The following is a 20,965-nucleotide window of genomic DNA, read 5'->3' on the forward strand; positions in this document are numbered from 1 at the left end:
TTTTTTGCGCGTATTTTGGTCTATCCATAAAGCTCTTCATTCCATTTAAATGTAAAAGGCGCCATTTCCCGACCCTACCATGCCTCTCACTTGCCTGGCGGTCTGCAATCTCGCGGCACCAAGCGGCAGGGCTCATCCCGCGGCCAACCCGGGGCACACCGGCGCGTCGCTTTGGGGAAATTCAATGTTCAGGTATGTGTACTCCCGTGCAGGGGTTTGTTCGCTCTGAAAATTCTGCGGCCTCGCCGTCAGAATATGCGCGATGGATTCCGGCGTCACCGCACAGGCCTGATCTGTAATTCGCTCGCAAGAGCAGATGAGGTACGCATGCAAGGCTCTTCCACTCTTCTGAAACGCTCCCTCAAACACATTCTGATGGGCGGCAGCCTGTTGCTCGCCGCGTCCGCCATGCTCGCGCCGATGGCCCAGGCGGGTGACTATCCCCACCCCTACCAGCAACACAGGTCCATGACGGATGGCAGCGCCTGGTGGCGCCCGGAAGTCATCGGTGGCACGCCGCATATCATCATCGACCTGAGCGAACAGCGGGCTTATTTCTACAAGGGTGGGCAACTCGCAGGTATCTCTCCGGTCGCCACGGGGGTTGCGGGCAACCGCACGCCGACCGGCAGTTTCCGTGTTTCTGAAAAAGAGGTTTACCACCGCTCGAATCTTTACGGCCACTATGTGGATCGCGCGGGGTATGTGCGCATGAGCAGCGTGGACGTGCGCAAGGACCGGCGCCCGCCGGGCACGGTATTCCGCGGCGCCTCCATGGACTTTTTCATGCGTTTTAATGGTGCCGTGAGCATGCACGCGGGCAAGGTCACCGGGCGCCCGGAATCCCATGGTTGCGTCCGACTGCCCTGGCATATGGCGAAGATCTTTTATGAAAATACCCCTATGGGGACCAAGGTGACGGTGCGCCATTGAGGTTTTCTTCTGGCAAAAAAATGGGCAGCGTTCGCTGCCCATTTTTATTTCCGACTAGCCCAGACTTTCCAACACACTGCGCATAGTCCAGAAATCCCAGCCTTCCGGCAATTTGGCCCGATCCTCTTCTGTGGCGACAATACCGCGGCGATGCTCAGGCCAGGCCAGCACAGCAACACCTTCGTAACCGGCAAAGTGATGGAAAAGATCCGGGGCAGACAGGCGCCGCTCCAGTTGTTCACACAGCGGGTGCCAGGCCAAGGGCAGTTGCCGGCGCACCCAGGACCAGCTGCGCGGCTCTTCGGGCTCCGCCGACGGGAGCCTTTCAGCGAGCGCGGTGCAACGCGCCTGGCTGGCATCAAGTGCGCTGGTATCCGCGAGCGTTAACACGCCCATGGCCTGTTGTTGTGCGCAGAGTACACAGGCATCCAGCGACAGTCCGAGTACCAGGCCGCGCTCGACCGGCACAAACCAATCCTGCCCCGGCGGCACTTGCCAGCTGCAAAAGCCACATGTGCCGCTGTCTGCGGCATCGGGCGCAATGCGCCGCAGGGGTTGCACGGGTTTACCCGGGCCCCAGAACGTGGTTTCACTTGCGGGAAAATACTCATCCGCGTACTGGTTCACATGCCAGTGGAAACTGAGGGCCCCCGCTACCCGGCTGCGATCCCGCGGTCCCAGGCTGCGAAATCCGCGGTGGTTGACCTTGGCAAGGCAGTATTCACAGGCGTGGGGAGCGGTATCCAGCCCCGGAGCCGCCAGTGCATCGCGGGCAGTGCCGATCCACACCACCTGTGCGGGATCTTCCAGTGCGCCGCAGCAACTGGTCAGGTGGATCCGCTGGAAAAACTCCCGGCGCACCTGCACGTCTTCCACCATCGCCACGTCCACCGCATACACCATCACCGGATTGCCCCGGTAGAGCCAGCCGTGCCGGGTCGGCTGCAGGTCCCCAAGCTTTACTTCCATTCCCTGAATCAGGGCCTGTTCAATGCTGTCCGCCGGCGTGTCCGGCGCAGCGCCGGTTTCAATCGCATCGGCATCGTCTACGGTTTCCTGCTCAGCCACGGAATCCGCCTGGGCTTCACGGGAGGTGCCCATACCGGAAACCACCTGAGTCAGTGCCTCCAGATGCCGAATCCAGCGGCCCATCAAAAGGACTCCTCGAGAATACTGTGGATCTTGGTTTCGGAGTTGGTGATCACGCGGAAGGCCACTCGTTTGGATTGTTCGATGTTCTCACTGCCGTCGCCATTGTAAATCGGCCGCGACGAGGAATATCCGACGGCCGCCACATTCCGCATCATCCAGGCATGGTGAGTGGTTACTTCAGCGAGGGTATATACATATCTCAGCACCGAGCGCGCGCGATCCTGGGACAACCGCAGATTGTTGAAGTACGTGGTGTTGCGGTCACTGGACTGCCCCCAGCCAGAACTGGTGTGCCCTTCGATACGCACCGACTCGATGGACGCCTTGAACGGGGCCAGCACGTTCATGTAACGGGGAAAAAACTCCTCGAAAACCACCTGGTAACTGGTACTCAGCGTTGCTTCACCGGTGTCGAACATGGCGTCGGAGTTGTTGAACGCCACCGTCAGAGTATCGCGGTCGATGGTTGCGCCCCAGCGCGGCAGATCCGCGGCAAATTCACGCTGCAGCGTTTCGTAAATTGCGAGCTGGTTTTCCTTGTAGGACATGGCGATGGTGCGGATCTTCTCCCGCTCGATCATCACCGAGCGCATCATCGCCACGGCTATGCACAGAAACACCATCATCAGCCCCGCCATCAGATCGGATACGCTGATCCACGAGGCCTCGCCTTCACCGCGGCTGCGCCCGGCGGGGCGGAAAAACCCGGACCGGGACGACATCAGGCCACTTCCTCGTGCGCGCGTTCCGCGGCGGTCTGGGTCAAACGCTGCATCTGCGCCACCAGCTGGCGGTAGTCGCGGGTGAACTGACCGCTGATCGTCGCCAGCGCCTGGCCCATGGCGGAGATAACCCCCTCCATTTCCTCTTCCATCCTGCGCTCCACCATCTGGTACTGCTTGCCGATGGAACTCTCCGCGTCGCCGATGCTTTTACGGATGATATGACTGAGGGCGTCGACCATCTCCTTATGCGTACGCGCCTGCTGCATGGCCAGTTCCTGCATACCATTGCGATGGGTAACCACAGACTCCTGCACCAGATTCTGGATGAAGTCCGCATCCAGGCTGGACATTTTCTCGAAGGCACCGGAAACCGCTTCGATCTGCGCACCCAGCAGTTCGCTCTGCCTGGCAATACTGACCAGCGACTGCTTCATATCGCTGGTCATGACCTGTTGTACCACGTCGATCCCTTGCACAAACTGTTCGATGCGATTGCCGAGCTGTGGCAGCACATCCTGTATCTGCGCGCTCACCCCGCGGTAGCGATCCAATTGCTCGTTGAGTGATTGCATCTGTTCGCGCGCGTGATCACCGAAGCGCTGCAGTCCGTCAAAGAACTGAGGCATTTCCGCCAGCTGCTGGTGAATCTGCTGCAGGTCCCGCGCCACCTGCACCAATCCCATCACCGCGGTGTCGCAGTGTTCAGACCAGTATTCCACGCGCTCTTCATGCACCTTGTATTCACGGGTCAGGGTTTCCACCATGGCATCAAAGCGGGCAAAATTTTCACCGAAGCGGGTCATATTCTCGCCGAACTGGGACTCCACACGCTGGTTGAAACACTCAACCACCTGCGCCATTTCACGCACCAGAGCCTGCGATACCTGCAGGGAAAAATTTTCCAGTTGGTCTTCACTCTGTCTGATCTGACGCTCCTGCCCTTCCACAAGCGCAACGTGCAACTGTTGCAGGGCGGTGCGGATCTCGCCAAGTTCCGTCACCGCGGAGTCTTCTCCCGGCATCGGAACAAAGCGGGTCAACGCGCGCAGCAGAATGGAAAGGCCGATGCCACACACACTGGTAATAAACGCCGTTTTGAGTCCGTCCAGCAGATTGGCGATGCTGCGGTCTATGTCCGGCAGGCTGAACTCAAACAGTCCGATGATGACCCCGGTAAACGTGCCGAGGATCCCCAGCGAGGTCAGCAGCCCGGGGGCCTGCTCAACAAACTCACCGGCGCGTCTCAGCACCCGGCACAGCAACGCCAGCGCAAACACACCCAACATCAGATACAGAAACCCTTCGGTGACCGCATCCGGGCTCAGGGCGATAAAGACAGAGCGCAAAAATTCAGACATGCAGGCAATCTCTCTTGAAATCTTCTCGATGTAGTTTTTTATGATAAATGCCGGTCAGCCCTTCAATTGCAGTACGAATTCCTGCACGGCGTCTCCGGAGGGCAGGCGCCCAAGATGATGACTGAACAACCGGTAACCCGGCAGCAATCGCATAAGGTCAGCGGTACTTCCCAGACGGCGCTCGCAGCGCTCCTCGGTACAACCTGTCACGACGACACGCGCGTCCTCCAACACTTCAAACATGGCGGGCCGCCGCGGTTGTCGGCTGGATTTGTATACAAGAAAATGCAGAATGCCCCCGGGCCTCATCCTTCCCGACAGCAGCTCGCCAAGTGCCTGTATCTGCTGCTGGCTGCAGAAATTCAACAGGTCCCATAGAAAGACCCCGTCGAGCCCGGTACCCGGGTCAAAACTGAACATAGACTCACTGAAGCCACTGTTTTCCCCGTGCATTTTTTTGCGCCAGGCCAGCGACGCATGCAGGTCCTCCACATACAGTGTGCCAACTTTTTTCTTCAGGGCGTCGATATTACGGCCGTTCTTACGCCCACAGTCGAGTACCGAAGATTCCTCAACCAGAACTTCCAGTGCTTTTTGTACGCCGACAAACGCCATGCGCTCGTCATCACGCACATGGCGAAAATACGCACTCACATCGGACGCGCCACCACTGCGCACCTGGTTGCGCGACACCACGCTGTCATACTCGAGAAAATGCTCAGTAACATTCTGGTCCATACCCTCACGCTTCATCAGTGAGTTAAACAGGCTGAACCTGTCCATGCATTTCAACAGGGTAACGGTGGAATGCCCCCTGGATGGTACTTGCGGGTAATCCGGATCATCCACATATTCGAAGCAAAAATTGTCCAGCAGGCGGAAGCGGCGCGGTTTCTGCGGCTGGTGGCGGCCGGTATAGCGCATGGTATGAAGAATCGTGCCCTGCTTGAGATGGGGTTCCAGTAGACGTATCAGATGCTGAATGACCTCGAGATCAAGAAAATTCAGCAAGTCCCAACACAGAATGACATCAAACTTGAGGCTGGCCGGCTTGGGTAACAGGTGCTCTTCCAATGCCACCAATGGATCACTGGCGAATTGGCTGTCCGCCAGATATTCCACCAGGTCTTCGATATGACACTGGCAGTTGAGGCCGAGAAATGCCTGGGTGGTACCGGACGAGAGTGGCCCGAGGTCGAGAATTCGGTCCCCGCTTTTGACCATCTCGGTCGTTAACGCTGCGAGGCCAAAAGAACGGTGTTGCATTATTTTTCGCAAGAATTCTGGGCGTGAGCCGGAGGTTAAAATGCAGCGCCGCCCCGGGGGAATGACGGCGGCGCTGCTGCGGAAAATCAGCTGTCAGCCAGCTCCGCTTCTTTGGCCTGATCCTTGGCGCCTTCTTTCGGAGCAAAAGATTTCCTGGCCGGCGCGTATTTTCCGCTCACTTCCTCTTTCGGTGGCAGGTTGGGGTGAACCAGCTTGTCTTTGAACTCGGAGTGACGCGCTTTCATCTCGTCATCCGTATCCACCATATCCATAGAGCCGCGGAATTTACCGCCATCGTCAAGCTGGATGCGCGGGGCAATCAGGTTGCCCTTAACCACCGCGGTGTTGCGAATTTCAATCAATTCATCCGCCAGCGCATCGCCCGTTAGTTTGCCGTTGATCACAATGTTTTGGGCATGGATATTCGCGTTGATTTCGCCCTCGCGACCGATGGACAGGTCGTGCCCTTCCATAATCACGGTACCCTCAATGGTACCCTCGATATGCAGGTCTTCCGTTCCGATCAGTTCACCGCGGAACTTGATGTTCTTGCCGATAACAGAACGGTCCTTCGCCATACCGGCATCGAGTTTCTCTGCGAATGGTCGCTCACCCGCGTTGCGCTCGTTCATTCCGGAAAGAAAAGAGTTGGAGTCCAGATTCGCATCCGGCTTGGGATCGAGAGGGTTAGCCATTGTTCCACCTAAAGTAACCGTAGAGTGATTATGGTTTTAATGAAAGCACGTTTTTAGCGCTTTTCTCTAACAGTTCCCATAGCGGTTTAGACAAATTTCAATGATTGCGCTGACTTTGTGAGCACCCTCACAATAATTTTTTTCACGCCACTCGAATCCCTCCCGCATTCGTCTAAAAAGCGCACAGTGCGCTTCTCCGGCTCAGGCGCCGGGGGTTTTGCTAAAGTAATCGTGCGCCGCCTGGTTCACTTTTCCGGATAGCAGCAGTGTCGAGATCATGGTCGGGATCGCCATCACCGCGTACATGCCAATAATGATGTTATTGACAATACTGAGCGATGCCACCGCACCGAGCACAATCAGCACAATATAGATACCTGTGTACACAGACTGCCAGCGCGGGCCGAACAGAAAATTGAAACACTTAACCCCGTAATACCAGTAGGTGACGATGGTGCTGAATGCGAGAGGCACCACCATCACCAGCAACAACAGCGGGCCCCAGCCGCCGAATACCTGGGAAAATGCGCTCGCGGTCAGCGACACCCCCTCAATGCCCTCACCGTGCTGCCACACACCGGTGAGCAGAATGACCAGCGCGGTGCATGTACACACCACCAGGGTATCGACAATGGGCCCCAGCATTGCCACCACCCCCTCCCGTACCGGCTCGGTGGTTTTGGCAGCACCGTGGGCGAGGGATTCTGAACCGATCCCCGCCTCGTTGGAGAATGCCCCGCGGCTGATGCCGGTGGCAACCACGGTACCCAGCACACCGCCGGCGGCGGCCTGGCCGCTGAAGGCATCAGTGAAGATAAGGGCAAATGCAGCGGGCACTTCACGCCAGAAATAACCAATTACGATCAGGGTGAGCGCCATGTAGAACACCACCATGGCCGGCACCACGCGCACCGCAAAACGGCCAATACGCTGAATGCGCCCGACAATCACTACCATTGCGGCAACGGCCAGGGCAACACCGAGAGAAAGATCAAATACAAAGGGATTTTCTGCGGCCACCCAGCCAAGCGGCAACGCGAAAGACTCACGCAATAACTGCACCGTCTGGTTGGACTGGAACACCGGCAGCAGACCGCAGAGGCCAGCGAGCGCAAACAGATAGGCGAGCGGCAGCCATTTTTTCCCCATACCCTCGCGAATCACATACATGGGGCCGCCCTGCAGTTCGCCACTGCCGTCGCGCCCGCGATACATCACCGCAAGCGTCGCGGTAAAAAATTTCGTCGCCACCCCCACCAGTGCCGTCACCCACATCCAGAAAATCGCACCGGGCCCCCCGGTACTGATTGCAAGCGCCACGCCGGCAATATTACCGAGACCGAGTGTGCCGGACAGCGCGGTGGAAAGCGCCTGACGATGGGGGACCTGGCCTGGATCATTGGGATCGTCGTACTTGCCACGCAGCAGATCGACACTGTGGCCGAGATGGCGATAAGGACGGGCGCGAGAGCTGATCAGCAGAAACAACCCGCCGCCAACCAGCAACACCAGCAGTGGCGTGCCCCAAGCGTAGGCGACGAAGGTTTCGAGGGCAGATTCAAACGATTGGAGAAAAGACATGACGCTAAAGCATTTCCAGTGACGAAACTGGCAATGCTCTCGCAAACAGATGGGAATCTCAAACCGGCGCGGTCACATCGACGTTGTGTTCACGCCGTCATCGTTTCACCCCAGGGCGGAATCCACTTCCGCCATCCGCATCGACAGGCGGCTTTCGATCAGCGCCAGCGCCTCGGACTGCATGGCCGCGGAGGCGCCGCTCGCACCCGCCGCATCGCCGCGCTCGATCGCATCATACAACCGCTTGTGGTTGGCGTAGCTCGCGGTCTCAACCCCCTTGATGCGGTTGGTGTAGCGGATACTCACCCGCAGCGCGGTCTCGATAAAGCTGCTGAGCTGGATATAGAAAGGATTATTAGTGGCATTGAGAATATTGATATGGAAGGCGATATCCGCCTCCACCGAATCGCCTAGCCCCTCCTCTGCGGCCTTCATCCGCGCCAGCGCCGCTTCAATACCGGCAATACCCTCGCGGTCCTGTTCCGCGGCCGCCAGCGCCGCAGCCTCCTTTTCAATCGCCATGCGCAGCTGCATGAATTCGCGCAGCATTTCCAGGGTGGGGCTGGCACGCAGTATCCAGCCGAGCACGTCCGGGTCGAACAGGTTCCAGCGCGCGCGCGTCTGCACGCGGATTCCCTGACGCGGACGCGAACTGATCAAGCCCTTGGCGGTGAGCATTTTGATCGCCTCGCGGGTGGCGCTGCGGCTGATGCCGTATTCCTCGCACAGGCTGGCCTCGCTGGGCAGGCCATCGCCTGGGAGGTAGCGCCCGCTGGCGATGGCCTCCCCGAGAGTGTGCACCAGTTGCTGGGTCAGATTGCGTCCGCTGTGGTTACTGTCCACGGTTCAGCCTCATGAGTCTTGTTGTGGAATAAATATGACAAATATCGCTATCGGCGCCAAGTCCAGAAGTTGCCAGTGGCGCAAAGCGCACGCCGAAAAGACGACACTGAAAGCCCTGTAGGAATAGCCGCCAAACAATTTAGCATATAATTGCGATAAATATTGTAAACGATTACACGCGATGATACTTTCATCCTGAATCCGGACAGAGACCCGGGTCAGTGCGCTTAGCGCGCACCAGACGTCACACGTTATAAAAACAGTAAATACAGTGACTCAGCGATGAACCGAGATACCTTCCACCGCCCCGTGGAAAATTTGACGACGCCGCTCGCTCGCCCCCTGGCAGCCCTGTGCCTGCTTGCCGGTATTGTTACCAATACCGTATTCGGCAGCGAGCTGCCTGCGACCAGTGGTTCACCGCTGCAGATCCGGTTTAATCATCCCGCGCACGACTGGGAAACCGAGTCCCTGCCGATCGGCAACGGCGCCCTCGGCGCTGCGGTTCAGGGCGGCATAAGCCGCGATACCTTGCAATTCAACGAAAAATCCCTTTGGACCGGCGGCCCCGGCGCAAAAGACAATCCCGCGCAGGGGTACGACTTCGGCCTGCCGCGCGAGTCCCGCGCCACTGCACTCACCGAAATACGCAGCGAACTCGCCCGTCAAGGCCAGCTGCCACCGGAGCGGGTGGCAAAGGTCCTCGGCAACCAGGTCACCGCGTACGGCAACTACCAGAGTTTCGGCGACCTTGTGCTGGAGTTTGCCCACGGTGAACAGGTGCAGGATTACCGCCGCGTTCTGGATCTCGACAGTGCCTTGGCAAAGGTCAGTTACACCGCCAATAGAGTCCGCTATACCCGGGAATATCTCGCCAGTTATCCGGACCAGATCATCGCGGTACACCTGAGCGCCGATAAACCCGCCAGCCTCAATTTCTCCGCCAGCCTCGACATCCCCGACAATCGCAGTGTGCAGCGGAAAAGCGAACACGGCCGCATTACCATTTCCGGCAGGCTGCACGACAATGGCCTCGGCTACGAAACCCAACTGCAGCTGCTGGCCGACGGCGGCCGGATAGAGACCGAAGAAGGCGGCAAGCTGACCATCCACGGCGCCAACAGCGCCACCTTGCTTATTGCCGCGGGTACCGAATACGCGGCGGACTACCCGCGCTACCGCGGCACACATCCCCACAGAAAGGTACAGACTCGCCTGGACCGGGCCAGTAGCAAGGTGATTGACGGCGGCTACCCGGCCCTGCGCGATACCCATATCACCGACTACCGCGAACTCTTTGCCCGCGTCGATTTCTCTCTGAACACGCCCTGTAGAAGCCTGCCTGCAGGCGAACGATCAACGGCACCCGCGGGGTTCGCCTGCAAGCAGGCTCCTACAGCCCCCGTGCCGCCCATCGACCAGTGGCTGAAAAGCTACGGCACCGGCAACGAAGCACTCGACCGCGCCCTGGAACAACTCTACTTCCAGTACGGCCGCTACTTGCTGATCAGCAGCTCGCGCCCAGGCTCCCTGCCTGCCAACCTGCAGGGGGTGTGGAACAACTCCGCCACGCCGCCGTGGAATGCCGACTACCACGCCAACATCAATCTGCAGATGAATTACTGGCCGGCGGAAGTCACCAACCTGGCGGAGACCACGGCCCCGCTGTTCGACTTTATCGACAGCCTGCAAAAGCCAGGTGCCGTAGCCGCGGAAAAGCTTCTCGGTACCCGTGGCTGGACCCTGTTTCTGAATACCAATATCTGGGGTTTTACCGGCGTCATCGAATGGCCCACCGCCTTTTGGCAACCCGAGGCCGGTGCCTGGCTCGCAGACCACTATTACGAACACTACCGCTTCAATAACGACGAAGACTTTCTGCGCAGCCGCGCCTATCCGGTCATGAAAGGTGCGGCACTTGTGTGGCTCGATGGACTGGTGACCGACCCGCGGGATGGGAAACTGGTGGTCTCCCCAAGCTATTCACCGGAGCACGGCGACTTCACCGCGGGCGCCGCCATGTCTCAGCAGCTGGTTCAGGAACTGCTCAAAAACACCCGCGATGCCGCCTCGCGGCTGGGCGACATCACCTTCGTCAACGAGCTCAATCGCGCGCTGGAAAACCTCGACCCGGGCTTGCGCATCGGCAATTGGGGGCAGCTGCAGGAGTGGAAACAGGATCTCGACGATCCGCACAGCCGGCACCGCCACGTCTCCCAGCTCTACGCGCTGTTTCCTGGTGACGAGATTGGCGAGCAAACCCCCAACCTGCTGAATGCCGCACGCGTATCTCTGCAAGCCCGTGGCGATGCGGGCACCGGCTGGAGTCGCGCCTGGAAAGTGGCCCTCTGGGCACATCTGCACGATGGCGACCGCGCCCACAAGATCCTCGCCGCGCAACTGCGGGACAGCACCCATCCCAACTTGTGGAGCACCCACCCGCCGTTTCAGATCGACGGCAACTTCGGCGCTACGGCCGCCATGGCAGAGATGCTGATTCAGTCCAACGACAACACCATTCAACTGCTACCCGCCCTGCCCAAAGCCTGGGATGACGGCAGTGTTACCGGCCTGCGCGCACGCGGCGACGTCACCGTGGATTTGCACTGGCGTGCAAACCGGTTGAGCGAAGCCCGATTTACTGCCGGCCGCGATAGAACGATTGAACTGCAGCTTCCGCAAAACGCGGACGCTGAATACACGCTGCGCGACGCCAGCAGCAAAAAAATTCTCGCCCTGGATGGAAAAGGCAAACGCCGCAGTTTCTCCGCCAGGGCTGGAAGAAGCTACCTCCTCAGCCGCCAATCATTACAGCAGAAAAAGGCCGGAGAGAAGTAGTGAAAATGTGGTACCAAAACGTCTTAGAGATATAACAACTTAACCACAAAGATGGGAGAAGAGAGATGTATAACTATAAAAAAACATTCACCAGAAACCGACTGTACCACTACATTCGCGTCGCCTCCGGAATTTCCCTGATGGCGCTGGGATCTGTGGCGCTGGCACAAAACGAGAACACCGAAGAAAACACCAACACGGAAAGCATCGAGGAAATCCAGGTTACCGGCCAGCGCGCCAGCGTTCTTTCTGCGCAGGATATCAAGCGTGACTCGAATGAAATTGTCGATTCAATCGTGGCTTCCGATATTGGCAAACTGCCGGACCGCAGTATCACCGAAGCCCTGCAACGGGTCCCCGGGGTGACCGTCACCCGCTATGACAGCATGAGCGATCCCGAGCACTTTGCAGGTGAGGGTGCCGGCGTAGCTGTGCGCGGCCTGAGTCAGGTCCGTGCGGAATTGAACGGTCGCGATGTCTTCTCGGCGAATGGTGGCCGCAGCCTCAGCTTTGACGACGTACCGGCGGAACTCATGGCCGGCGTGGACACCTACAAAAGTCCTTCGGCAAATATGATCGAGGGTGGCCTTGGTGGCGTGGTCAACCTGCGCACACGCATGCCCTTCGACAGCGATGGGCAGGTCATCAGCGCCACGGCAAAAGGCAACTACGGTGACCAGATCGAAGAGGCAAACGGCGAGTATTCCGCTCTGTTCAGTGATCGCTGGGAAACAGGCATTGGCGAATTCGGCTTTCTGATCAACCTCTCCACCTCCGATCTGTCCAGCCGCGCTGACAATATCTACACGCGCGCATACTTCCCGCGTACAGATATTGAAGAGGGTGAAACTGTGTGGGTTTCCCCCGGTGCCGACTGGCGTCGCAATGACTATCAACGGGAGCGAGACGGACAGTACATTGCTTTGCAATGGGCGCCCAGCGACGACCTCGAACTTTACGCTACCGCTTTCAACTCCAAGCATGAACAACAGTGGGACGAAGCGGCCTTCTTTATTGATGCCGGAAATTACACCGCAGCCGTGAAAGGCGCCGATGACTGGGTCTATGACAGCTCCGGCGCACTGGTTTCCGGCACTATCACCACCAATAACGGCAATGGAATGGCCTTCGGTACCAGTAGTCGTTACTCAAAGAATATTTCTGAGACGACGGATTTTTCCCTGGGAGCGAACTGGCAAGTCACTCAACAATTGAGTATTAAGGGGGATCTGCAGTACATCGACTCCACCTCGGAAACTGAAGATTACACGCTTGGCCTCGTAACCTTTCCAGGTGAAATTTACGTAGAAGACCTTAATGGGGCACCATCCATTACGGTCGCTGACAATTTTCTGGCGGATGCTAGTAATTACAGCTACGGCCAGATGATGTCTATGCCATCGGATAATCAGGGAGATTCAGTCGCTGTACGCATCGATCTGAAATATGATCTGGAAGACAACTTCATACGATCCGTACAGACGGGTGTTCGCTACACCGACAAATCCACCAGCAACGCGGAAGCATTCAGCTGGTCCGCCATGTACCAGCCCTGGCAAACCGGCTGGTTATACCCCAATACGGATGCGTTCCCCAGCGCACAAGCCAGTGACCTCATAGAGTTTTCTTACGGCAGTTTCCAGCGCGGAAACGTCAATGTCCCCGGCTCCGCCTACCTGCTGGATCATGTGCTATTGCGCGACTATCGCGGCACCACCGACAGACTGCGTGAATTCTATTACGACCATGTAGACGCACTGTCGGATCCAGCCGGGGTCGACTGGCACAACCCGTCGGTTCGCTGGAACGAGCTGGATCTTGCTTCCCCGGCAAACCTAAACACCCAGGACGAGACCACCGAAGCAGTTTACCTGCAAGCCAATTTCGCTTTTGATGAACTCGCACTGCCCATCGACGGTAACGTCGGTGTTCGCTATGTACGCACTGATAACGTCGCACATGGCCATCTGCGCTATGGCAACTTCGTCATTCCCGGCACCAGCGACCCACTATTCCCAACGGAACCAGTCGTCATCGACGCTGAAAACGGTTATGACCACGTGCTCCCGAGCCTGAACTTGCGCCTGCATGCAACAGACGATCTGATGATCCGCTTCGCCGCATCCCAGGCCGTGTGGCGACCGGAATTCTGGCGGCTCAAATCACTGATTGATTTGTCAGTGAACTGGGTCGATGGCATCGAGCCACCACAATCCGCGGAAGAATTTGATCCAAGCATGATCTACTTCTCTCTGACATCTACCGGCAACCCGACTCTGGAGCCAATGACGGCGAAACAGTATGACCTGTCAGCCGAGTGGTATTTCGATGACAACGGCGGCATGGCGCACCTAAACCTGTTCCGCAAGGATGTCTCCGACGTATTCGGCACTGTGACAGAAAATACAGTCGTCGAAGGTATGGATGTAGTGGCCAGCTGGATGGGCAACGTCGGTACCGCGGACATCCAGGGCGCGGAACTGGGCTTCACCAAGTTCTTCGACTTCCTCCCGCAACCCTGGAATGGATTCGGTGTGCAAGCCAACTACACCTACATCGACAGCAGTGTCGGCGTGCCGCCAGAAGTGGAACCTTCAAACACCGATGGCTCCACTTATGCCGACCTACCGTTCGAAGGCCTCTCCGAGCATGCCTACAACCTCGTGGGTATGTATGAGCAATACGGTTTCTATGCCCGTCTGGCATGGAACTGGCGCAGCGAGTATCTGGTCAGCGCGAATGCCAATGGCTGGAAGGATGACGGCGCCGGCTGGCACCTGCCAATCTACAACGACGACTACGGTCAACTGGATCTCTCTATCGGCTACAACATTACCGACAATATGTCGGTCAATTTTGAAGCTGCCAATGTTACCAAAGAGGAAACCGTTGGCCTTATGGACCAGGGTGAAATCGGAAAACGTCATGCCTACACTTACTCACAGGATGTGCGTTACGCGACCAGTATTAGAGTAACCTTTTAATCAACGCTTCATGATCTCGCGGTTCCCGGTAGGGCCTTCTGGCCCCACCATTTACCCAAATCATTGCTACAGATAGCGAGCATAAAATTTTGAAAACCTGAATTCAGGAAAAGAAATTTCATATGAACACACATAAAAACCTCCCCCTCCCCTCAAGAACAAAAATAAAAAAAGGAAAGTACTTATCAGCAGTCGGAATAATATTTCTACCAATGATTGCGACTGCTGGAAATTTAGGCGTTCCCAAACACGACGAAGATGGAAAATTCAAAGTTTGGTACACAACATATGACAACGAAGAAGCATGCGTAATACACGAAAGGGCGGGGACAAGTGGAAGCTGGTCTACTATGGATGGATCCTGTCAACCCGGGTCAGGTTTCTTTGAAGTTGAAAAATCCACAGGCACACACCAATTCTACATGGCTTGTTACGAGTGTTGGGCGTACGGTTGCACAGAAATAAGGACGCCAGAATATACTACATATGTAGGAACTATTGAGCATACACGGAAGGTATATCACCACAGTTCTATTACGTTCAGCAACTCTCAGGCAGATTCAATTCTTTCGAGTGCCTCTAGCACATTACAAACTGCCGACACCGGAAATGATATTGGCTGCCCTGTAAAGATTTCTCGAGAAGGAAATGTAACATCCTTCTCAAACGGAAATGGCTCTATAACCACGCAATCAGATTTTGGAAGCCTTTCAGCTGGATTTAATGTTGTTTCCGACATTACCTGGTGCGGAGGGATAAAAGCAAACATCATTGGCTGCGCCGACGAACCAGGAAACCGAATAGCGGTTGTCAGGCACACTAGCGCAATGGAAGGATTTTTGTGGGCACATGAATTCGGGCACAATCAAGGATTAGGCCACAGGAATATTAACGGCGCAATAATGAGAGACATTATTTATTCAAATAGCAAAGAAGTAAGCAATCATGAATGCAATTACTACAGACAATAAAACACCGGAAAATTAAAATGAAAAGAATATCCATAATATTGGCATTTGCGATTTCATACTTTTCATCCATAACAACGGCAAACTCTCAAACCACAATAGAGATGGATATTGATGACTTTGTCCGATTGGCATTTATCGAAGGAGTACCATATGAAGATGCTGCAAAATATGACCAAACATATCTACCAATCCTAATCAACATGTTGAAAGATCCTAATGAAATTGATCACTGGGGAAATATTGTGGCGGTCATGGGAATAATCGGAGATGAATCATCTCTCGATGAAATGATCGCATTTATCGAAGGTAAACCTTCACTGGAATACACGGAGACATACGATAGAGCAAAAACCTCAGCCATTGTGAGCATAGGCTACCTAATTAACAAATCCAATAGTGACCGAGCTGTCAAGTACCTTGAAAAAATGTCATTCCCAGAAAACTGGGAAGCCAAGAAAATTCCCGGTCTTACCAAAAGGCAAAAAACATACGCCAATAGAAATAGAAAATTCAGTAGATATGCTGTGATAGGACTCGGGTTAGCAGGAAATGAAAAATCTGAACTTGCGTTAAAGCGCATAAAATCCATCAAATTCAAAGATAAAGCCTATCAAGATGAAATAGACGGAGTTGTCGACTCTACTATTTCCGAAAATAAAAAAATTAGAAAGCTCGGATTGAAAAAATACTACGAAGAGGAAAGTATGTAGTCATTATGAAAAACGCCCCTCTCAAACTTTGCCTCGTGTTGCTTTCATATTTCATGAGCGGCATGACTTTAGCCAAAGTAAACGATACATTTCCTCACCTTGCATCATCCAAAGGCCGCCACGCCCTGATGGTCGACGGAAAACCCTTCCTGCTCCTGGCCGCCCAGACCAACAACTCCGCCAACTATGCAGCCGCACTACCGGATGTGTGGCCAGTAGTGGAACAGATGCACGCGAACACGCTGGTCATTCCTGTCGCGTGGGAGCAGGTAGAACCGCAGGAAGGTAAGTTCGATTTTTCCTTTGTGGATACGCTGATCGCGCAGGCGCGTGACAAGGACGTGCGGCTGGTACTACTGTGGTTCGCCACCTGGAAAAATAACGCCCCGCACTATGCACCGGGATGGGTGAAGCTCGACAACCAACGTTTTCCCCGGGTAAGAACTCCAGAGGGAAAAGCCGTGAACTCCCTGTCACCCCACTATCGCAGCACCCTGGAGGCAGACAAAAAAGCCTTCGTTCAGCTGATGCGCCATCTTAAAAAAGTGGACAGACAGCGTACGGTGATCATGGTGCAGGTGCAAAACGAAGTGGGTACCTATGGTTCCGCGCGCGACTATTCTGAAACCGCGGAAAAAATCTTCCAGCAGCCGGTTCCGGAAAAACTGCTTGCGGACACCAATAAAAAAGCGGGAAGCTGGCGCGAGGTGTTTGGCAAAGACGCGGATGAATATTTTCACGCCTGGCATATCGGGCGCTTTGTGGATGAAATCGCTGAGGCAGGCAAGAAGGAATACCCCCTGCCCATGTATGTGAACGTGGCGCTGCGCAACCCCTACAATCCCGGTGAGCCCGGCCAATATTCCAGTGGCGGCGCCACCGACAATGTAATCCATATCTGGAAGTCCGCCGCGCCGCATATCGACCTTGTTGCACCAGATATCTATTTCCGCGATCACAAGACCGCCACCCGCGTCATGGACCTCTATGCCCGCGAGGACAACCCGCTGTACATCGCTGAAATCGGCAACGACCAGCCCTACGTGCGCTATTTCTTCGACGCCCTCGGCCACGGCGCCCTCGGCTTCGCGCCCTTCGGAATGGACAACACCAAGTACTCCAACTACCCCCTGGGTGCGGAGACCATGGACGAGAAGGTCATCAAGCCTTTTGCAGAACTGTACAAGGTCTTCGGCGCAATGGGATCCGAATGGGCGGAAATCAGCCTGAACAACCGCACCTGGGGCTTTTCCGAACCGGTGGATACCTACGCGCCGGACAAGGCCTTGTGGAATGCGAAAGGCAGCGACGAGGAAATCAAAGAGACACGCGCCCCGGAAGATTACACCCAGCGCCAGAATCTTGGCGATTGGACCGCGGAAATAACCTACGGTCGCCCGGCCTTCTGGATCGACCCACCCAAGGGCAACAACCCCGCCTCCGGCGGCGCGGTGATCGCGGAGCTCGGCAAGGACGAGTATCTGGTGGTTGGCTACCGCGCGCGGGTGAGCTTTGCTCCAAGCCAGGCGTTGGATGGAGAGCAATACACCTTCGAGCGCGTGGAGGAAGGGCATTTCGAAAATGGTGAGTGGGTGTTCGAGCGGGTGTGGAATGGAGACCAGACCGATTGGGGACTGAATTTTATATATCAGCCACATGTGCTGAAGGTGAAACTCGCCAAGTACAAGACTGATTGAACACTGGACGGTGGACACCCACCGCGGCGCCGCTACGCACCCTGTAGGCGCCTGCTTACAGGGCTGATCTTAGCGTTTGGCGAGCACTGCTCGCCGCTATGATCAGCGACCGGCCACGGATGGCCTGGCCGGCGGCGGCGCCATGGATGGTTGCTTGGTATGAGGCCCGAAAATTCGCCTGCAAGCAGGCTCCTACAAGTGCTCAGAAATGTATAGAACAGAAAATAAAAACGGGAAGACCATGAAAAACTTCAAACCGAAAAACTCATTGCTCGCTCTTGCGCTTTTTCCGGCACTTTACGGCTGTGAGGGAAAGCAGAACACGCAGATCTCCAGCTGGGAAAAAACACCTCACGGCGCGGTGGTGACGCTGCAAGGCAGCGAATTCAAGAAAGTTCGCCTGCAGGTCATCGACCAAGACATCATCCGCGTCTCGGCCACTCCGCAGCAGGATTTCAGTAATCTGCCGGATACCTTGATGGTCACCGCGCAACCAAAAGACATCGCATTTACGCTGACCGAAGAAAACGGCGAACTGGTTGTCAAAACCGCGGAATTGTCCGCGGAGGTCTCGCTCGCCACCGGTGTGGTGGAATTCAAAGATGCCCGGGGTGTTTCCTTGCTGACCGAGGCCGGCCGCAGCATGGCACGAGTGATGAACGAACCGGGACCCATCGACCCGGATTCTCACTCCTTCCGTCAGCGTTTCCAGCCGCTCGACGGCGAAGCCTTCTACGGTCTCGGCCAACAACAGGACGGGCGGGTGAACTATCGGGGTGAGAACATCGAACTCACTACTTACAATCTGGAAATCGCGATTCCCTATCTGGTATCCAGCCGCAACTACGGCCTGCTGTGGAACAACACCGGTATCAGCCGCATCGGCGATCCACTACCCCCCCAGCCGCTGCCGGAGGGTTTCCAACTGTACGATGCCAAGGGCGAACCCGGCGGACTCACCGCGCGCTACTACGACGGCGACGAATTAAAACTGGAGCGCTCGGAAGCGGACCTCAACTATCAGTTCCTGTCCCACGCCAGCGTGCGGGAAATCCCGCTTCCGGAGGAAGTTGCAGACGCGAAAGACCTGCGCATCCAGTGGACCGGCAGTATCGAGCCCACCGCTAGCGGTGAACACGAATTCAAAATGTACTCTTCCGGTTACGCGACTCTTTCGCTCGATGGTGAGGAACTGTTGAATCGCTGGCGCATGAACTGGAACCCCTGGTACCACAATGCGGAGGTGGATCTACAGGCGGGGAAAAAGTACACATTGAATCTGGACTGGCAGCCACAGGACGGCTACATGCGCCTGCTGCAACACGGTCCGCTGCCTGAACAGGAACAGCAGGAGCTGTCGTTTACTGCGGATACCGGTAAAGCGGTGGACTACTATTTCGTCGTCGGTGACAACAAGGACGACGTAATCTCCGGTTATCGCGAGCTCACCGGCAAGGCCACCATGCTACCCAAATGGGCATTTGGCTTCTGGCAGAGCCGAGAGCGCTACAAATCCCAGGACGAACTACTGGGCGCGCTGGAGGAGTATCGCGAGCGCAAGATTCCCATCGACAATATCGTGCTTGACTGGTCTTACTGGCCGGAAGATGCCTGGGGCAGCCACGACTTCGATGAAGAATTTTTCCCGGATGCAAAAGCAATGGTTGACCGGGTGCACGAGCTGGATGCCAATATCATGATTTCCGTGTGGCCGAAGTTTTATCCCACCACGGAAAACTACAAGCAACTCAACGCCCGCGGCTGTATGTTCAATAAGAATATTGAGGAGAAAAACCTCGACTGGATCGGCAGCGGCTACCTGAATACATTTTACGATGCCTACAACCCCGAGTGCCGGGAAATCTACTGGGGCCAGATTCGCGACAAACTCAATACTGTCGGCTTCGATGCCTGGTGGCTGGATGCGGTTGAACCCGACATTCACTCGAACCTGAGCTTCAAACACCGCAAAGAACTGATCACGCCCAATGCCATGGGCACCGGAGCGGAGATGTTTAACGCCTACGCTCTGCCCCACGCGGAAACCGTGTATCAGGGCGAACGCAAAACCGATGGCGACAAGCGCGCATTTATCCTGACCCGCTCCGGCTTTGGCGGTATCCAGCGCACAGGTTCGGCGATCTGGAGCGGCGATGTGGTTTCCCGCTGGTCCAACCTGGAAGAGCAGATCGCTGCAGGCATCGGCGTTGGCATGGCGGGCATGCCCTACTGGACCTTCGACATCGGCGGCTTCACCCCGGAAAATCGTTTCCGTTACAACGGCGATATCACGGTGGGCAATTACAAGGAGATGGCCCCGAGCGAACAGCAGGAGTGGCAGGAGCTGAATCTGCGCTGGTTCCAGTTCGGTGCATTTACGCCGTTGTTCCGCGCCCACGGCCAGAATCCCTACCGCGAGATTTTCAACCTCGCCGACGAGGGCAGCGATACCTACAACAGCATGGTGGAATACACCAAACTGCGCTACCGCCTGATGCCTTATATCTATACCCTGGCCGGCGACGCGCACCACAAGGACAGCACCATGATGCGCGGCCTGGCGATGGACTTCGGTGCTGACCCGAACGTGCGCGACATCAACAGCCAGTACATGTTCGGCCCTGCCCTACTGGTAAATCCGGTCACAGAATTCGGCGAGCGCTCCCGGGATGTCTACCTACCTGCAGGCAGCGACTGGTACGACTTCAACAGTGGCAAAAAGTACTCCGGCGGCCAGACGATTAACGCCGAAGCCCCATACACTCAGATGCCGCTTTTCGTAAAAGCCGGCAGCATCCTGCCCACTGGTCCGGAAATTCAGAGCACCGCGGAAAGTATCAACACTCCGCTCACTCTGAATGTATTCACTGGTGCCGACGGCAGCTTCGAAATCTACGAGGATGATGGCAAGAGCTACGGTTACGAAACGGGTGAGTGGTCACGTATCCCCGTCAGCTACAACGAGGCCAAAAGTGAGCTCACCATCGGCGAGCGCAGCGGCAGCTTCGACGGCATGGCCAAAGAGCGCACCATCAATATCCGCTGGATCACCCAGAGCGACACTCCGTCCAATCTGGACAGCAATCCCGCACAAACTATTCGCTACAGCGGCAAACAAGTAACCGTACCGCGCGGCTAACCCGGGAGCTGGAGCTTTCTGCTTGGCAGAAGGCTCCAGCGCTATCCGCAAAGGGAACGCCAGGCCTGGGCTG

14 protein-coding genes are annotated in these 20,965 nt (G+C 56.2%); 7 read left to right on the forward strand and 7 right to left on the reverse strand.

All coding sequences use genetic code 11. The annotated features are described in order from the left end of the window. Positions 1-327: 327 nt before the first annotated feature. Positions 328-933, forward strand: a complete 606-nt coding sequence (locus tag GNX18_RS10640; RefSeq protein WP_240913972.1) for a L,D-transpeptidase family protein — start codon at positions 328-330, stop codon at positions 931-933. A 54-nt stretch (positions 934-987) separates the two neighbouring features. Here GNX18_RS10640 and GNX18_RS10645 read toward each other — a convergent pair whose 3' ends face one another. The 7 genes from GNX18_RS10645 to GNX18_RS10675 all read right to left on the reverse strand — a co-directional run bounded on the left by GNX18_RS10645 (position 988) and on the right by GNX18_RS10675 (position 8,553). Next, positions 988-2,085 carry a hypothetical protein gene (locus GNX18_RS10645; RefSeq protein WP_166217866.1) on the reverse strand — a complete coding sequence of 366 codons (1,098 nt, stop codon included), beginning with the start codon at positions 2,083-2,085 and terminating at the stop codon, positions 988-990. After that, entirely contained in the window at positions 2,085-2,807 is a 723-nt protein-coding gene (locus tag GNX18_RS10650; protein WP_166217869.1) for an OmpA family protein, read from the reverse strand. The genes GNX18_RS10645 and GNX18_RS10650 overlap by 1 nt, the downstream gene beginning before the upstream one ends. Beyond that, complete coding sequence (locus GNX18_RS10655) at positions 2,807-4,168, reverse strand: hypothetical protein (RefSeq protein WP_166217873.1); 1,362 nt, start codon at positions 4,166-4,168, stop codon at positions 2,807-2,809. Before GNX18_RS10655 ends, GNX18_RS10650 begins: the two co-directional genes overlap by 1 nt. A gap of 54 nt (positions 4,169-4,222) precedes the next feature. Next, positions 4,223-5,434, reverse strand: a complete 1,212-nt coding sequence (locus GNX18_RS10660; protein ID WP_138236791.1) for a hypothetical protein — start codon at positions 5,432-5,434, stop codon at positions 4,223-4,225. A gap of 86 nt (positions 5,435-5,520) precedes the next feature. Further along, the gene (locus GNX18_RS10665) at positions 5,521-6,129 is read right to left on the reverse strand and encodes a polymer-forming cytoskeletal protein (protein ID WP_138236792.1); all 609 of its coding nucleotides are present in this window, start codon (positions 6,127-6,129) and stop codon (positions 5,521-5,523) included. 201 nt (positions 6,130-6,330) lie between these two features. Beyond that, a complete protein-coding gene (locus tag GNX18_RS10670) occupies positions 6,331-7,710 on the reverse strand; it encodes a sodium:alanine symporter family protein (protein ID WP_166217876.1) in 1,380 nt (459 codons plus the stop codon). Between the two features lie 105 nt (positions 7,711-7,815). Continuing rightward, entirely contained in the window at positions 7,816-8,553 is a 738-nt protein-coding gene (locus GNX18_RS10675; protein WP_138236794.1) for a FadR/GntR family transcriptional regulator, read from the reverse strand. 282 nt (positions 8,554-8,835) lie between these two features. Here GNX18_RS10675 and GNX18_RS10680 point away from each other — a divergent pair, with 282 nt between their 5' ends. The 6 genes from GNX18_RS10680 to GNX18_RS10705 all read left to right on the forward strand — a co-directional run bounded on the left by GNX18_RS10680 (position 8,836) and on the right by GNX18_RS10705 (position 20,892). Further along, positions 8,836-11,391, forward strand: a complete 2,556-nt coding sequence (locus GNX18_RS10680; RefSeq protein ID WP_166217878.1) for a glycoside hydrolase N-terminal domain-containing protein — start codon at positions 8,836-8,838, stop codon at positions 11,389-11,391. A gap of 65 nt (positions 11,392-11,456) precedes the next feature. After that, positions 11,457-14,375, forward strand: coding sequence for a TonB-dependent receptor (locus GNX18_RS10685; RefSeq protein WP_166217881.1), 2,919 nt, complete (start codon positions 11,457-11,459; stop codon positions 14,373-14,375). A 122-nt stretch (positions 14,376-14,497) separates the two neighbouring features. Continuing rightward, positions 14,498-15,346 carry a matrixin family metalloprotease gene (locus GNX18_RS10690; RefSeq protein ID WP_166217884.1) on the forward strand — a complete coding sequence of 283 codons (849 nt, stop codon included), beginning with the start codon at positions 14,498-14,500 and terminating at the stop codon, positions 15,344-15,346. 17 nt (positions 15,347-15,363) lie between these two features. Beyond that, positions 15,364-16,056, forward strand: a complete 693-nt coding sequence (locus tag GNX18_RS10695) for a hypothetical protein (protein WP_166217887.1) — start codon at positions 15,364-15,366, stop codon at positions 16,054-16,056. 62 nt (positions 16,057-16,118) lie between these two features. Further along, positions 16,119-17,753, forward strand: coding sequence for a DUF5597 domain-containing protein (locus tag GNX18_RS10700; protein ID WP_240913973.1), 1,635 nt, complete (start codon positions 16,119-16,121; stop codon positions 17,751-17,753). Between the two features lie 241 nt (positions 17,754-17,994). Continuing rightward, complete coding sequence (locus GNX18_RS10705; protein WP_166217890.1) at positions 17,995-20,892, forward strand: TIM-barrel domain-containing protein; 2,898 nt, start codon at positions 17,995-17,997, stop codon at positions 20,890-20,892. The last annotated feature ends 73 nt before the right edge of the window (positions 20,893-20,965 follow it).

Source organism: Microbulbifer sp. SH-1 (assembly GCF_011326135.1).
In the GTDB taxonomy this organism is placed as follows: domain Bacteria; phylum Pseudomonadota; class Gammaproteobacteria; order Pseudomonadales; family Cellvibrionaceae; genus Microbulbifer; species Microbulbifer harenosus.